Source organism: Vibrio diabolicus (assembly GCF_011801455.1).
GTDB classification, from domain to species: domain Bacteria; phylum Pseudomonadota; class Gammaproteobacteria; order Enterobacterales; family Vibrionaceae; genus Vibrio; species Vibrio diabolicus.
Map to the genome: position 1 here is coordinate 166,265 of NZ_CP042451.1, position 14,728 is coordinate 180,992.

The 14,728-nt window shown below is 45.9% G+C and carries 12 protein-coding genes, 7 tRNA genes and 2 rRNA genes; 18 read left to right on the forward strand and 3 right to left on the reverse strand.

Annotated elements, in window-relative coordinates; translation table 11 throughout:
- Nucleotides 1-49 precede the first annotated feature (49 nt).
- The 5 genes from FR741_RS00825 (at nt 50) to FR741_RS00845 (ending at nt 3,721) form a co-directional block, all read left to right on the forward strand.
- Nucleotides 50-126 (forward strand) — tRNA-Ile (locus tag FR741_RS00825).
- A 42-nt stretch (nt 127-168) separates the two neighbouring features.
- Nucleotides 169-244, forward strand: a tRNA-Ala gene (locus tag FR741_RS00830).
- A 262-nt stretch (nt 245-506) separates the two neighbouring features.
- A 23S ribosomal RNA gene (locus FR741_RS00835) occupies nt 507-3,396 on the forward strand.
- Nucleotides 3,397-3,481: 85 nt separating this feature from the next.
- Nucleotides 3,482-3,598: ribosomal RNA gene (gene rrf / locus FR741_RS00840) — 5S ribosomal RNA — on the forward strand.
- Between the two features lie 46 nt (nt 3,599-3,644).
- Nucleotides 3,645-3,721: transfer RNA gene (locus tag FR741_RS00845), tRNA-Asp, on the forward strand.
- Between the two features lie 487 nt (nt 3,722-4,208).
- On the opposite strand, the gene pssA is transcribed toward FR741_RS00845, so the two are convergent.
- Together pssA and FR741_RS00855 are read right to left on the reverse strand one after the other, a co-directional pair.
- Nucleotides 4,209-5,549, reverse strand: a complete 1,341-nt coding sequence (pssA, locus tag FR741_RS00850; RefSeq protein WP_031780707.1) for a CDP-diacylglycerol--serine O-phosphatidyltransferase — start codon at nt 5,547-5,549, stop codon at nt 4,209-4,211.
- Between the two features lie 71 nt (nt 5,550-5,620).
- A complete protein-coding gene (locus FR741_RS00855) occupies nt 5,621-6,052 on the reverse strand; it encodes a GNAT family N-acetyltransferase (RefSeq protein WP_031780708.1) in 432 nt (143 codons plus the stop codon).
- Between the two features lie 101 nt (nt 6,053-6,153).
- Here FR741_RS00855 and murB point away from each other — a divergent pair, with 101 nt between their 5' ends.
- Together murB and birA are read left to right on the forward strand one after the other, a co-directional pair.
- Entirely contained in the window at nt 6,154-7,197 is a 1,044-nt protein-coding gene (gene murB / locus FR741_RS00860; RefSeq protein WP_167426149.1) for a UDP-N-acetylmuramate dehydrogenase, read from the forward strand.
- A complete protein-coding gene (gene birA, locus FR741_RS00865) occupies nt 7,194-8,159 on the forward strand; it encodes a bifunctional biotin--[acetyl-CoA-carboxylase] ligase/biotin operon repressor BirA (RefSeq protein WP_167426150.1) in 966 nt (321 codons plus the stop codon). Before murB ends, birA begins: the two co-directional genes overlap by 4 nt.
- 7 nt (nt 8,160-8,166) lie before the next feature.
- On the opposite strand, the gene coaA is transcribed toward birA, so the two are convergent.
- Entirely contained in the window at nt 8,167-9,090 is a 924-nt protein-coding gene (coaA, locus tag FR741_RS00870) for a type I pantothenate kinase (protein WP_005398335.1), read from the reverse strand.
- Between the two features lie 205 nt (nt 9,091-9,295).
- Between coaA and FR741_RS00875 the strand changes: the two genes are divergently transcribed.
- The 11 genes from FR741_RS00875 to rplL all read left to right on the forward strand — a co-directional run bounded on the left by FR741_RS00875 (nt 9,296) and on the right by rplL (nt 14,700).
- A tRNA-Thr gene (locus FR741_RS00875) sits at nt 9,296-9,371 on the forward strand.
- 36 nt (nt 9,372-9,407) lie between these two features.
- Nucleotides 9,408-9,492, forward strand: a tRNA-Tyr gene (locus tag FR741_RS00880).
- Nucleotides 9,493-9,527: 35 nt separating this feature from the next.
- Nucleotides 9,528-9,602 (forward strand) — tRNA-Gly (locus FR741_RS00885).
- Nucleotides 9,603-9,615: 13 nt separating this feature from the next.
- Nucleotides 9,616-9,691: transfer RNA gene (locus FR741_RS00890), tRNA-Thr, on the forward strand.
- A gap of 102 nt (nt 9,692-9,793) precedes the next feature.
- Nucleotides 9,794-10,978: an elongation factor Tu gene (gene tuf, locus FR741_RS00895; RefSeq protein ID WP_012841309.1), complete on the forward strand. Its 1,185-nt coding sequence runs from the start codon at nt 9,794-9,796 to the stop codon at nt 10,976-10,978.
- Nucleotides 10,979-11,244: 266 nt separating this feature from the next.
- A complete protein-coding gene (secE, locus tag FR741_RS00900) occupies nt 11,245-11,625 on the forward strand; it encodes a preprotein translocase subunit SecE (protein ID WP_005397258.1) in 381 nt (126 codons plus the stop codon).
- A gap of 13 nt (nt 11,626-11,638) precedes the next feature.
- On the forward strand, nt 11,639-12,187 hold the full coding sequence (gene nusG / locus FR741_RS00905; RefSeq protein WP_005384681.1) for a transcription termination/antitermination protein NusG: 549 nt from the start codon (nt 11,639-11,641) through the stop codon (nt 12,185-12,187).
- A gap of 164 nt (nt 12,188-12,351) precedes the next feature.
- Entirely contained in the window at nt 12,352-12,780 is a 429-nt protein-coding gene (gene rplK, locus FR741_RS00910; protein WP_005384682.1) for a 50S ribosomal protein L11, read from the forward strand.
- 4 nt (nt 12,781-12,784) lie between these two features.
- Nucleotides 12,785-13,486 carry a 50S ribosomal protein L1 gene (gene rplA, locus FR741_RS00915; RefSeq protein WP_005384683.1) on the forward strand — a complete coding sequence of 234 codons (702 nt, stop codon included), beginning with the start codon at nt 12,785-12,787 and terminating at the stop codon, nt 13,484-13,486.
- A 293-nt stretch (nt 13,487-13,779) separates the two neighbouring features.
- On the forward strand, nt 13,780-14,274 hold the full coding sequence (gene rplJ, locus FR741_RS00920; protein ID WP_005397270.1) for a 50S ribosomal protein L10: 495 nt from the start codon (nt 13,780-13,782) through the stop codon (nt 14,272-14,274).
- A gap of 57 nt (nt 14,275-14,331) precedes the next feature.
- Complete coding sequence (rplL, locus tag FR741_RS00925) at nt 14,332-14,700, forward strand: 50S ribosomal protein L7/L12 (RefSeq protein ID WP_005397273.1); 369 nt, start codon at nt 14,332-14,334, stop codon at nt 14,698-14,700.
- Nucleotides 14,701-14,728 lie beyond the last annotated feature (28 nt).

The following is a 14,728-nucleotide window of genomic DNA, read 5'->3' on the forward strand; positions in this document are numbered from 1 at the left end:
TGAGTGTTCACACAGATTGATACGGTTTATAAAGTAAAGAGACGATACTGGGTCTGTAGCTCAGGTGGTTAGAGCGTTCGCCTGATAAGCGAGAGGTCGGTGGTTCGAGTCCACTCAGACCCACCAATTTCCTTCCCAAGGAATTGGCGACAGTATCGACACCTTGATGGGGCTATAGCTCAGCTGGGAGAGCGCCTGCCTTGCACGCAGGAGGTCTGCGGTTCGATCCCGCATAGCTCCACCATCTTTAAGTGTTCTTGAAAAAGAATCTTTAAAAATGGTTTTCATCAGAAAATCTAGCTCTTTAACAATTTGGAAAGCTGACAAAACAACAATTTATTGTTGTTTGTAAAGTTCTCAAAGTATTCATTTATGAATACAACTAATAACACATTCAAGTGTTCTTGGAATTTGAGTCCGGCAAAATCGAATGTCTCTCGCTCATTCAAATAATGAGAGACAACTTTGGTTGTTTAACATCAATTCGAAACTCCTTCGGGTTGTATGGTTAAGTGACTAAGCGTACACGGTGGATGCCTTGGCAGTCAGAGGCGATGAAGGACGTATTAACTTGCGATAAGCCCAGATTAGGTAGTAAAAACCACTTGAGTCTGGGATTTCCGAATGGGGAAACCCACTTACATAAGTAAGTATCGTTATGTGAATACATAGCATAACGAGGCGAACCGGGGGAACTGAAACATCTAAGTACCCCGAGGAAAAGAAATCAACCGAGATTCCGAAAGTAGCGGCGAGCGAAATTGGACTAGCCCTTAAGCTTTATAGGCGTTAGGTGAACAAGCTGGAAAGCTTGGCGATACAGGGTGATAGCCCCGTAACTGACGACGCATATTCAGTGAAATCGAGTAGGGCGGGACACGTGATATCCTGTCTGAATATGGGGGGACCATCCTCCAAGGCTAAATACTACTGACTGACCGATAGTGAACCAGTACCGTGAGGGAAAGGCGAAAAGAACCCCTGTGAGGGGAGTGAAATAGAACCTGAAACCGTGTACGTACAAGCAGTAGGAGCAGGCTTGTCCTGTGACTGCGTACCTTTTGTATAATGGGTCAGCGACTTATATTCAGTGGCAAGGTTAACCATCTAGGGGAGCCGTAGGGAAACCGAGTCTTAACTGGGCGTTCAGTCTCTGGATATAGACCCGAAACCAGGTGATCTAGCCATGGGCAGGTTGAAGGTTGAGTAACATCAACTGGAGGACCGAACCGACTAATGTTGAAAAATTAGCGGATGACTTGTGGCTAGGGGTGAAAGGCCAATCAAACCTGGAGATAGCTGGTTCTCCCCGAAAGCTATTTAGGTAGCGCCTCGGACGAATACTACTGGGGGTAGAGCACTGTTAAGGCTAGGGGGTCATCCCGACTTACCAACCCTTTGCAAACTCCGAATACCAGTAAGTACTATCCGGGAGACACACGGCGGGTGCTAACGTCCGTCGTGGAGAGGGAAACAACCCAGACCGCCAGCTAAGGTCCCAAATTACTACTAAGTGGGAAACGATGTGGGAAGGCTCAGACAGCCAGGATGTTGGCTTAGAAGCAGCCATCATTTAAAGAAAGCGTAATAGCTCACTGGTCGAGTCGGCCTGCGCGGAAGATGTAACGGGGCTAAGTAGTAAACCGAAGCTGCGGCAATGCACTTTAGTGCATTGGGTAGGGGAGCGTTCTGTAAGCGGTTGAAGGTGTGTGGTAACGCATGCTGGACGTATCAGAAGTGCGAATGCTGACATGAGTAACGATAAAGGGGGTGAAAAACCTCCTCGCCGGAAGACCAAGGGTTCCTGTCCAACGTTAATCGGGGCAGGGTAAGTCGACCCCTAAGGCGAGGCCGAAAGGCGTAGTCGATGGGAAACGGGTTAATATTCCCGTACTTCTTACAATTGCGATGGGGGGACGGAGAAGGCTAGGTGGGCCTGGCGACGGTTGTCCAGGTTCAAGTGCGTAGGCTTAAGAGTTAGGTAAATCCGGCTCTTTTTAAGGCTGAGACACGACGTCGAGCATCTACGGATGTGAAGTCATTGATGCCATGCTTCCAGGAAAAGCCTCTAAGCTTCAGATTGTAAGGAATCGTACCCCAAACCGACACAGGTGGTCGGGTAGAGAATACCAAGGCGCTTGAGAGAACTCGGGTGAAGGAACTAGGCAAAATGGTACCGTAACTTCGGGAGAAGGTACGCTCTCGACGGTGAAGTCCCTCGCGGATGGAGCTATTGAGAGTCGCAGATACCAGGTGGCTGCAACTGTTTATTAAAAACACAGCACTGTGCAAAATCGCAAGATGACGTATACGGTGTGACGCCTGCCCGGTGCCGGAAGGTTAATTGATGGGGTTAGACTTCGGTCGAAGCTCTTGATCGAAGCCCCGGTAAACGGCGGCCGTAACTATAACGGTCCTAAGGTAGCGAAATTCCTTGTCGGGTAAGTTCCGACCTGCACGAATGGCGTAATGATGGCCACGCTGTCTCCACCCGAGACTCAGTGAAATTGAAATCGCTGTGAAGATGCAGTGTACCCGCGGCTAGACGGAAAGACCCCGTGAACCTTTACTACAGCTTGGCACTGAACATTGACCCTACATGTGTAGGATAGGTGGGAGGCTTTGAAGCGCAGTCGCTAGATTGCGTGGAGCCGTCCTTGAAATACCACCCTTGTAGTGTTGATGTTCTAACGTCGACCCCTTATCGGGGTTGCGGACAGTGCCTGGTGGGTAGTTTGACTGGGGCGGTCTCCTCCCAAAGCGTAACGGAGGAGCACGAAGGTGGGCTAATCACGGTTGGACATCGTGAGGTTAGTGCAATGGCATAAGCCCGCTTGACTGCGAGAATGACAATTCGAGCAGGTGCGAAAGCAGGTCATAGTGATCCGGTGGTTCTGAATGGAAGGGCCATCGCTCAACGGATAAAAGGTACTCCGGGGATAACAGGCTGATACCGCCCAAGAGTTCATATCGACGGCGGTGTTTGGCACCTCGATGTCGGCTCATCACATCCTGGGGCTGAAGTCGGTCCCAAGGGTATGGCTGTTCGCCATTTAAAGTGGTACGCGAGCTGGGTTTAGAACGTCGTGAGACAGTTCGGTCCCTATCTGCCGTGGGCGTTGGAGAATTGAAAGGGGCTGCTCCTAGTACGAGAGGACCGGAGTGGACGAACCTCTGGTGTTCGGGTTGTGTCGCCAGACGCATTGCCCGGTAGCTAAGTTCGGGATCGATAACCGCTGAAAGCATCTAAGCGGGAAGCGAGCCTTGAGATGAGTTCTCCCTGATACTTTAAGTATCCTAAAGGGTTGTCGTAGACTACGACGTTGATAGGCAGGGTGTGTAAGCGTTGTGAGGCGTTGAGCTAACCTGTACTAATTGCCCGTGAGGCTTAACCATACAACACCCAAGGGGTTTTGATGGACTCAATGAAAGAACATTGAATGTGTAAGAACGAAAACAGCTTTCCGAATTAAAGAATTTGCTTGGCGACCATAGCGTTTTGGACCCACCTGACTTCCATGCCGAACTCAGAAGTGAAACGAAATAGCGCCGATGGTAGTGTGGGGCTTCCCCATGTGAGAGTAGGACATCGCCAGGCTTTAAATTATGGACACTTGCTGATTACAAGCGAGTGATACCACTGCGGAGTGGTAGTTCAGTTGGTTAGAATACCGGCCTGTCACGCCGGGGGTCGCGGGTTCGAGTCCCGTCCACTCCGCCACTTATATTAAGCCTCAGTCGAAAGACTGGGGCTTTTTTCGTTTTGGTTACCCGACTTACCTTAACCTCATTTCCATATTGAAACCTTGCATCGAGAGGCAGACTTCCCTCTTCGCTATGCTTTCTAAGCCCTGTCATGAACGAGTTGATGCGCAGTTCCTGCTGAACAGGATCCCAGTCTCGAGCGCTAGTTTTTATCCCCTATGCTGACTCATTAAAGCTCCCCTTTATTACGTGTTAGAAAGCTTATTCACTAGCGTAGTGTAAGAAAGAGTAAGATCGGAAGACTGAGTTATTAAGCACCTAGCCACTAACGCATGTATTGCCTTTCTAGATTCTAGGTTGTTGCGTTTGGGGTTAAGTTGCGTCTCGCAAGCTTATTTACTGAAGTCTACTAATATAGAGGTCTAATAGAGTATTAAGCTGTTGGATCTAGGAATAATAAAAAAGCCCAGCAGGAAAATGCTGAGCTTTGAAGTTAATTATGCTTACAGGATGCGTTTTAAAACCCCATCTGCTTTTAGGCGGGTTATTTTTCTTACTAACCGTTGCACCCCTATCGGATAATCTTCCACTTTTTCTAACTGTTTATAAGTACAGATAAGGTGGGTATGCTCAAGGATACGCGAAACCTCATCTTCGAACTTATCAGTGAGTTTCGCATAATTGTCTTGGATGAGAAGTCCATTTTCTAGATCAAGTGACCAAGCCCGAGGATTTAAGTTATTCCCCGTCAGTAGCATATAGCGTTTATCAACCCAAATGCCTTTGAGATGGAAGCTATTATTGTCATGCTTCCAGAGGTGAATTGACAGTTTACGCGCAGCGATATTCGCTTCATTTGCTTTCGCAAAGCGGCGTAGGTTTACTTCATACAGATATGGAAGTCCACCAATGGTTTTAAAGTCTTCCTCAGGGGCAATATAAAAATCGTTTGCTGTCTTGTCGCCCACAACAATAGTTACTTTCACACCGCGTTTCATGGCTCGCTTCACTTCACGATGCAGCGCTTTAGGGAAGTTAAAGTAAGGCGTACAGATAAAGATTTCGTTTTGGGCGGCCGCTAGTAACTTTACAATCTGTTGATTGAGCAGATTGCGGCGTTTGCCTAGACCAACTAGCGGGGTGATTTTTACACTTTCCTCTGTTGCAGGTTGGTCTTCAAACTGATAATTAGCTTGAGCAAGTGAAGCTCTCAGTTGACGAATCGCCGACTTAATTTCTTTGGTTTCTGGCTTATCTTTTCCAGCAAGATCATTGACAGCTGGGTGAGCAATCATCTCTTCCTGAATGAATTGCACCATTGAATTAGCTAAAGACTCATGTCGAATCACATGGTAACGATCAAAGCGATACCGTTCGTGATAGTGCAGATAAACGTTATTTAAGCTTGCCCCACTGTAGATGACAGTATCATCGACAATGAAGCCTTTTAAATGCAGTACCCCAAAAACCTCTCTGCCACGCACAGGTATACCATAGACAGGGATCGGGTGTTGGTACTTATTGGCATACGCTTTGTAAAGCGCAGAATTACCCTCAGATGTTTCCGCACCAATAAGGCCACGCTGCGCTCGATGCCAGTCGACACAGATATTGATGTCCAACCCAGGATTACGCTGTTTCGCTTCATAAAGCGCAGTGAGGATTTCACGTCCAGCTTCATCATCTTCCAGATATAGAGCGACTAGGTAAATTCGCGACGTTGCTTTACTGATTGCATCCAAAAGACGAGTCCTGAATGATTCTGCTGAATACAGAACATCAAAGTCTTCCGGATTGACAGCGAGACTTGGCAACTGTTCGAATGGATTCCTACTTACTATCATATCGGTATGAGTACCTTAGTTTAGTGCAATATTGCGAACCTGCCATTTTATCAAAGATATGATTTACCTGGCTACAAAAGCGCGCGTTTTGATGTCGTTGAAGAGATGAATTGCATTGGAATGAGATCTTTACCGCTATCTACATAGCGTTGAAATGCCATTTTTAGCGGGTGTGGTAGCTCAGAGCAATCAATGGTTTTGAATCCATGCTTGGAATAATAGGATTCGAGATGTGTAAACGCGAAGCAATAATCGCCATCAGTGAAAACATTGTTTTTACAATGAGTTAGTAGTTCTTTTCCAATGCCAGTTCCCCTAAGTGTTGGAATGACCAGCATTCCCGTCAGCAATCGAGATCTATCTACGGTTTTTAAGCGTAGTAACGCAACGATTTCACCTTTATGGCTCGCTGTAATGATCAGTTCATCCTTTTTGGCTCGACCCGAAGGGTAATGCGCTTTGTACAACCTCTTAATGAGAGGGAGCTTGATAGGATTTAACACTTCTATGATTAATGAGTCAGGTATTGTCACTGCGGTTAAAAGATAACTAATGTAGAATGTCGACAGTTTAAGAGAATCTTATCTGACGTTGCAAACCTACTATGCAAATTAAAACAAATGCAAGCCTTAAGGCTTACCATACTTTTGGGATTGAACAGTCGTGTTCCTATTTAGCGACCATCGAGTCGCTCGAGGAGGTTACCCAACTATTTCAAGACCCGAGATTCACCCATTTACCGAAACTTTTTTTAGGTAAAGGAAGTAATGTTCTTTTCACTGAGCATTTTGACGGGTTAGTGATCGTTAATCGAATCATGGGTAAACATGTGACGGAAACGGATGACCAATACCTGTTGCATATTGCAGGTGGTGAAGACTGGCCTGAGTTGGTTTCCTGGTGTGTGAGTCAGGGAATTGGTGGGTTAGAAAACCTAGCCCTGATCCCTGGCTGTGCAGGCTCGGCTCCTATTCAAAACATTGGAGCCTATGGGCTAGAGCTAAAAGACATTTGTGATTACGTGGATGTTCTTGATCTAACTACATTTGAACATAGAAGAATGAGCGCCAGAGACTGTGACTTTGGCTACCGAGACTCCATTTTTAAACACGCTTTGCATGAAAAGTGCTTTATTACCGCACTAGGGCTTAAGTTGGCTAAGCAATGGCAACCGATTAATCAATATGGTCCTTTAAAAGATATTCCGGAAGAACAACTTAGCCCAGCAACAATCTTCGAGCGAGTTTGCCAAGTGCGAACGGAGAAACTGCCGGATCCAGCCAAAGTAGGTAACGCAGGGAGTTTCTTTAAAAACCCAGTGATCACTCAAGATCATTATGATCGGCTCATGAAGCAACATACTAATATCGTGGCCTATCCAACTCCTGGCGGAATGAAAGTCGCGGCTGGTTGGCTGATTGATCAGTGCGGATTAAAGGGGAAGTCTGTGCATGGTGCACAGGTCAACCCTATGCAAGCCTTGGTTTTGACCAACATGGACAACTGCAGTGCCGATGATGTTGTCGCACTTGCTTCCCTAGTGAAGCAGGCAGTGTGGGATAAATACCAAATAGAACTTGAGCATGAAGTGCGATTTCTGAACCGTACCGGGGAAACCAACTTGGCTCAGATCGAGGCGTTAAGATGAGAAAAGATCACTCTACGAAACTTCATATCTTAAAGTCATTAAGTAACGGCGGGTTTCATTCTGGAGAGGCGCTGGGCGAAGCCCTGAATGTATCCAGAGCGGCAATAGCTAAGCATATTAAAGGTCTTAGTGAGTGGGGCATTGATATTTATCGAGTGCAAGGGCGCGGTTACCAGTTGGCATCACCATTGCAGTTGCTAGATGAAGCTCTCCTTACTGCTAGTGCGGAGTCACTTGTTGAGCTTGTTCCTGTGATTAACTCAACCAACCAGTATTTGCTTGATAGAGTTGCAGAGTCAGAAAAGGGCCGTGTTTGTATAGCTGAGTATCAAGCACAAGGACGTGGTCGCCGCGGTAGACAATGGATCTCTCCATTTGGCTCTAACTTATACCTATCCATGTACTGGCGATTAGATGCGGGAATGGCCGCGGCAATGGGCTTAAGCCTTGTTATTGGTATTGCCGCAGTGGAAGCACTAGAAGAAATGGGCATACAAGGCGTTAAACTCAAGTGGCCAAATGACCTGTATTATCAAGATAAAAAACTGGCAGGAATCTTAGTGGAGATGTCAGGGCAGGCCGGTGGTGCTGCTCATCTTGTGATTGGGATGGGGCTCAATATTGGAATGCCTGATGAGCAACCTGAGATTGATCAACCATGGACAACATTGAATCAGGTAAACGAGAGTCTCGTGATCGATAGAAATGTCCTAGCGACGACGCTTATCCAGCATTGGAATTCCGCACTTATCGAGTATGAACTGAAAGGACTTACCAGCTTTGTCGAACGTTGGAATCGATTAGATAACTTTCTCAATCGTCAAGTCAAGCTGCTCATCGGACCTAGAGAGGTGCACGGCGTCGTACGCGGCATTGATCATCAAGGCGGGATATTACTCGAAACCTCCCAAGGGCTAGAGACTTACATTGGTGGTGAAATCTCGTTGCGTAAAAGCGATTGACGTTCAATTACTTTCGCAAAGATACCTTATCAACCAAGTGGTTGACGCCTTTGTGTAGAATCAAATGGGCTCTTTCTCGGGTTGGAAGAATATTCAGCTCCAAGTTGAGCCCATTAATATCATGCCAAATTTGTTTCGCTTTTTGCTTTGCTTCATCGACTGACAGTTGCGTGTAGTGACTAAAATAAGAACCGGGTTTAGTAAAAGCCCCTTGGCGAAACTTTAAAAATCGTTCCACATACCATTGTTCAATTGTCTCTGTTTCAGCATCGACATAGATCGAAAAATCCAAAAAATCAGAGACAAAGACGCGATGTGGATCATGCGGATAATCCATTCCACTTTGTAGAACGTTTAAACCTTCAATGATAAGAACATCCGGTCTATCAACTTTTCTTAGTTCGTCCGTAATGTCATACGTGATGTGGGAGTAAATAGGTACTTCAAGATCCGGCTTACCCGCTTTAACGTCAGACATAAACTCAACTAAACGTTTGATATCATAGGACTCAGGAAACCCTTTACGATGCATGATACCGCGTTCTTCTAGTACCTTTTTCGGATATAGAAAGCCATCTGTAGTGACCAAGGACACTTTGGGATGATTCTCCCAACGAGAAAGCAATGCGGTCAGAATACGAGCTGTCGTACTTTTGCCTACAGCGACACTGCCGGCGATACCAATCACAAAAGGAGGGGCATGTTCTTCCGTATTCAAGAATTGTTGTAATACAGAGTTGCGGCTTTGACGGGCTTGGACGTACAGATTCAAAAGACGAGACAAAGGAAGGTAGATTTCTACCGCTTCCTCCATGGTTAGGTTTTCATTAATGCCCTGAAGCGCAGTCAAGTCGTCTTCAGAAAGTGTCATCGGTACAGAGTTTCTTAACTCGGCCCAGTTTGCACGGTCAAATGACAAAAATGGACTCATGGGTCTCTTTTATCCTTGGTTTAGTAGAAGCAAGAACATACATCAAGCGAACTTCAAAGCAAACGACAAAGGTCGAAGTTTACTTTAAAAAAGCCAAGTTTGTACGAATTTGCAGCAAACGAATCTAAAAAATCGAATTTTATGATTTTTTTTAAAATTACTATTGCAACCTCGAAAATCATTCAATAGAATGCGCACCACTTATGCCGACTTAGCTCAGTAGGTAGAGCAACTGACTTGTAATCAGTAGGTCACCAGTTCGATTCCGGTAGTCGGCACCATTCTTTCCTTTAGTAGTCTGAATGGCTTGAAAATTTGGAGGGGTTCCCGAGTGGCCAAAGGGAGCAGACTGTAAATCTGCCGGCACTGCCTTCGATGGTTCGAATCCGTCCCCCTCCACCATATTCTTTAGGAAATAGCTCTCAGAGTTACGTGTTGCGGGCATCGTATAATGGCTATTACCTCAGCCTTCCAAGCTGATGATGCGGGTTCGATTCCCGCTGCCCGCTCCACTCTAATTTGAGTGCTGATATAGCTCAGGTGGTAGAGCGCATCCTTGGTAAGGATGAGGTCGGCAGTTCGAGTCTGCCTATCAGCACCAGCTCTCAAGTTTATTTCCTTTTGATATTAGATTTACCAATTATCTTTTTTTGGTTGCGTGGTCAATTTGGGCCACCTAAATCCGTACCTAGAGGGACCACTCATGTCTAAAGAAAAATTTGAACGTACGAAACCGCACGTTAACGTTGGTACTATCGGCCACGTTGACCACGGTAAAACAACTCTAACTGCAGCTATCTGTACTACTCTTGCTAAAGTTTACGGCGGTGTAGCTAAAGACTTCGCATCTATCGATAACGCTCCAGAAGAGCGTGAGCGCGGTATCACAATCGCAACTTCTCACGTTGAGTACGACACTCCAACTCGTCACTACGCACACGTTGACTGTCCAGGACACGCGGACTACGTTAAAAACATGATCACTGGTGCTGCACAGATGGACGGTGGTATCCTAGTTGTTGCTGCGACAGATGGCCCAATGCCACAAACTCGTGAGCACATCCTACTAGGCCGTCAGGTTGGTATCCCATACATCATCGTATTCATGAACAAATGTGACATGGTTGACGATGAAGAGCTACTAGAACTAGTAGAAATGGAAGTTCGTGAACTTCTATCTGAATACGATTTCCCAGGTGATGACCTACCAGTTATCCAAGGTTCTGCACTAGGCGCACTAAACGGCGAAGAGCAGTGGGAAGCGAAAATCGTTGAACTAGCGGAAGCTCTAGATACTTACATCCCTGAGCCAGAGCGTGCGGTAGATCAGCCATTCCTAATGCCTATCGAAGACGTATTCTCAATCCAAGGTCGTGGTACAGTAGTAACTGGTCGTATCGAGCGTGGTATCCTAACTGTAGGTGACGAAGTTGCTATCGTAGGTATCAAGGAAACAACTACTACAACATGTACTGGTGTAGAGATGTTCCGTAAGCTTCTAGACGAAGGCCGTGCAGGTGAGAACGTTGGTGCACTTCTACGTGGTACTAAGCGTGACGAAGTTGAACGTGGTCAAGTACTAGCGAAGCCTGGTTCAATCACTCCACACACTAAGTTCGAATCAGAAGTATACGTACTGTCTAAAGATGAAGGTGGTCGTCACACTCCATTCTTCAAAGGCTACCGTCCACAGTTCTACTTCCGTACAACTGACGTAACTGGTGACATCCAGCTACCAGAAGGCGTAGAAATGGTAATGCCAGGTGACAACGTACAGATGACTGTTGAGCTAATCGCACCAATCGCAATGGACGAAGGTCTACGTTTCGCGATCCGTGAAGGTGGCCGTACAGTAGGTGCTGGTGTTGTTGCTAAGATCTTCGACTAATTCATAGCGAATTAGCGATGCTTTCGGAAAATCTTGAATTAGATTTGACGAACCAGTAGCAAAAAGGGCATCATTTGATGCCCTTTTTCTGCACTCAACATTATTTTTGCTGTTTTCTTGTTCAGAAGTGGGTTGGGCGCAGAGCAAGATTAAGCAAAGATGCTTAATCTTAAGAAGAGTACGCTGATTTTTTCAGCGATATGGAGTTTGCCCTGCAACAGCGGGGTTGTTGTCGTCTATATTAAGACTTGTAACAGGTTGGTTTTATGAAAGCAAATAATGCTGAAACTCCTGATAGCTCAAACGCAGCAGATACGTTTAAGTGGTTAGCCGCTTTCGTATTGGCAGCTGCCGCTGTTGTGGGTAATTACCTGTATGGTGAAATGTCTGTAGTGGTTCGTGCTGCAGGCGTTGTTGTTCTTATTGCAGCTGCCTTAGGCGTTGCAGCAACAACGACTAAAGGTAAAGCAGCGATCAGTTTTGCAAAAGAATCGCGTATGGAAGTACGTAAAGTTGTTTGGCCTACTCGCCAAGAAACCATGCAAACAACACTGATCGTTTTAGCTGTAAGTATTGTAATGGCTCTAGTGCTATGGGGTATTGACGGAATTATGGTTCGTCTAGTAGCTCTAGCAACTGGGGTATAGAGGGTTTTTATTCATGAGTGAAGCTCCAAAAAAACGCTGGTATGTGGTTCAAGCCTTCTCTGGATTTGAAGGTCGTGTAGCTCAATCTCTGCGCGAGCATATCAAAATGCACGGCATGGAAGAGCTATTCGGTGAAGTACTTGTTCCTACTGAAGAAGTAGTAGAAATGCGCGCGGGTCAGCGTCGCAAATCTGAGCGTAAGTTCTTCCCAGGTTACGTCCTTGTTCAGATGATTATGAACGATGAATCATGGCACCTAGTACGCAGTGTGCCGCGTGTCATGGGCTTCATTGGTGGTACCTCAGACCGTCCGGCACCTATCACGGATAAAGAGGCTGACGCGATTCTTAATCGTCTTGAGAAAGCGAGTGAAGCGCCTCGTCCGCGTACAATGTACGAAGCGGGTGAAGTGGTACGTGTTAACGAAGGTCCATTTGCTGACTTCAACGGTACTGTTGAAGAAGTGGATTACGAGAAGAGCCGCCTGAAAGTGTCTGTCTCGATCTTTGGTCGTGCGACACCAGTTGAGCTTGAATTTGGTCAGGTTGAAAAGCTGGACTAAGACTCTTCGTTAAAGAGTATAAAAAATCACCTTTTTAGGGTTGTATAAGGCGCGGATTATGACTATAATTTCGCGCCTTTTTACTTCAAGTGAAGTAAAAAGTTTCTTACACAAACGGGGAGCTGATCCGCGATTAGCGTTTGTACCCAAACTTAGGAATTATCATGGCTAAGAAAGTTGAAGCTTACATCAAGCTACAAGTTGCTGCTGGTATGGCTAACCCTAGTCCACCAGTAGGTCCTGCACTAGGTCAACACGGTGTGAACATCATGGAATTCTGTAAAGCGTTCAACGCAAAAACAGAATCTATTGAGAAAGGTCTACCAACTCCAGTAGTTATCACAGTATACAGCGACCGTTCTTTCACGTTCGTAACTAAGACTCCACCTGCTGCTGTTCTTCTTAAGAAAGCTGCTGGCGTTAAGTCTGGTTCAGGTCGTCCAAACACTGAAAAAGTTGGTACTGTAACTGACGCTCAAATCCAAGAAATCGCAGAAACTAAAGCTGCTGATATGACTGGTGCTGACATCGAAGCGATGAAGCGTTCTATCGCTGGTACTGCTCGTTCAATGGGCCTAGTGGTAGAGGGTTAATAAGATGGCAAAACTAACTAAGCGCATGCGCGTAATCCGCGAAAAAGTTGACGTAACTAAAGAATACGAAATCAACGAAGCTGTAGCTCTTCTTCAAGAACTAGCGACTGCGAAATTCGTTGAGTCTGTAGATGTTGCTGTTAACCTAGGCATTGATGCTCGTAAATCTGACCAGAACGTACGTGGTGCAACTGTACTACCTCACGGTACTGGCCGCGAAATCCGCGTTGCAGTGTTCACTCAAGGTGCTAACGCTGAAGCAGCTAAAGAAGCTGGCGCAGACATCGTAGGTATGGAAGATCTTGCTGAGCAAGTTAAGAAAGGCGAAATGAACTTTGACGTAGTTGTTGCTTCTCCAGATGCAATGCGCGTTGTAGGTCAACTAGGTACTATCCTAGGTCCTCGCGGTCTTATGCCAAACCCTAAAGTTGGTACTGTAACTCCTAACGTTGCTGAAGCAGTTAAAAACGCTAAAGCTGGTCAGGTTCGTTACCGTAACGACAAAAACGGCATCATCCACACTACTATCGGTAAAGCAAACTTCTCTGCTGAGCAGATCAAAGAGAACCTAGAAGCACTTCTAGTTGCTCTGAAGAAAGCTAAGCCATCTTCAGCGAAAGGTACTTTCCTGAAGAAAGTAAGCATCTCTACTACTATGGGTGCTGGTGTTGCTGTTGATCAGGCTAGCCTGAACACTCAAGCATAATTTATTTGCTTAGGCGCAAAATTAGTGTATAATTTTGCGCCTAATATTTGTGGTTGGGGCTGAACTTTGGTTCTTTGAACTGTCTCCTAGTTCGAAATGAATTAAGACCCAGTCTCCGTCCAAGACCGTAGGTGTTTGTGTAAAAGCAAACTTAATTATCCTACGTAGATGGTGCCCGAACTGACAGAAAGCTCTATGTAATATAGTTAACTTTCTTCTGGGGAAGCACCTCAATAGCTCTCACTGTCGTGATGATAGTGAGTGGTGTAACGACAACCAGGAGTAAATCCAAGATGGCTTTAAACCTTCAAGACAAAAAAGCAATTGTTGCTGAAGTCAACGAAGCTGCCAGTGGTGCACTTTCTGCAGTTGTAGCTGATTCTCGTGGCGTTCAAGTTGGCGCGATGACTTCTCTACGTAAACAAGCTCGTGAAGCTGGCGTTTACATGAGAGTTGTTCGTAACACTCTTGCTCGTCGTGCGGTTGAAGGTACTGAGTACGAGTGTCTAACTGACACTTTCACTGGTCCTACACTAATCGCATTCTCTAATGAGCACCCAGGTGCTGCAGCGCGTCTTTTCAAAGACTTCGCTAAAGAGAACAAAGATTTCGAGATCAAAGCTGCTGCTTATGAAGGCGCTTTAACTGACGCTGAAGTACTAGCAACACTACCAACTTACGACGAAGCAATTGCACGCCTAATGATGTGCATGAAAGAAGCTTCGGCTGGCAAGCTGGCGCGTACTATCGCAGCTATCCGCGATCAAAAACAAGAAGCAGCGGCATAAGCCTTGCTTTTTACTGGTTGCTTAATAAACTTATTGTTGACTTAAAAGAGAATTGTTATGTCTATTACTAACGAGCAAATCCTAGACGCAGTTGCAGAAATGTCTGTAATGCAAGTTGTTGAACTAATCGAAGCAATGGAAGAGAAATTCGGTGTTTCTGCTGCTGCTGCTGTTGTAGCTGGCGGCGCTGCTGGCGGCGAAGCTGCTGCTGAGCAAACTGAATTCGACGTAATCCTAGAAGCTGCTGGCGGTAACAAAGTTGCTGTAATCAAAGCAGTACGTGGCGCAACTGGCCTAGGTCTTAAAGAAGCTAAAGCTCTTGTAGACGGCGCTCCAGCACCTCTTAAAGAAGGTGTTGAGAAAGCAGAAGCTGAAGCTCTTAAAGCTCAGCTAGAAGAAGCTGGTGCAACTGTTGCTGTTAAGTAATTATTGCATAGTTTCTTAGCCTAACGGC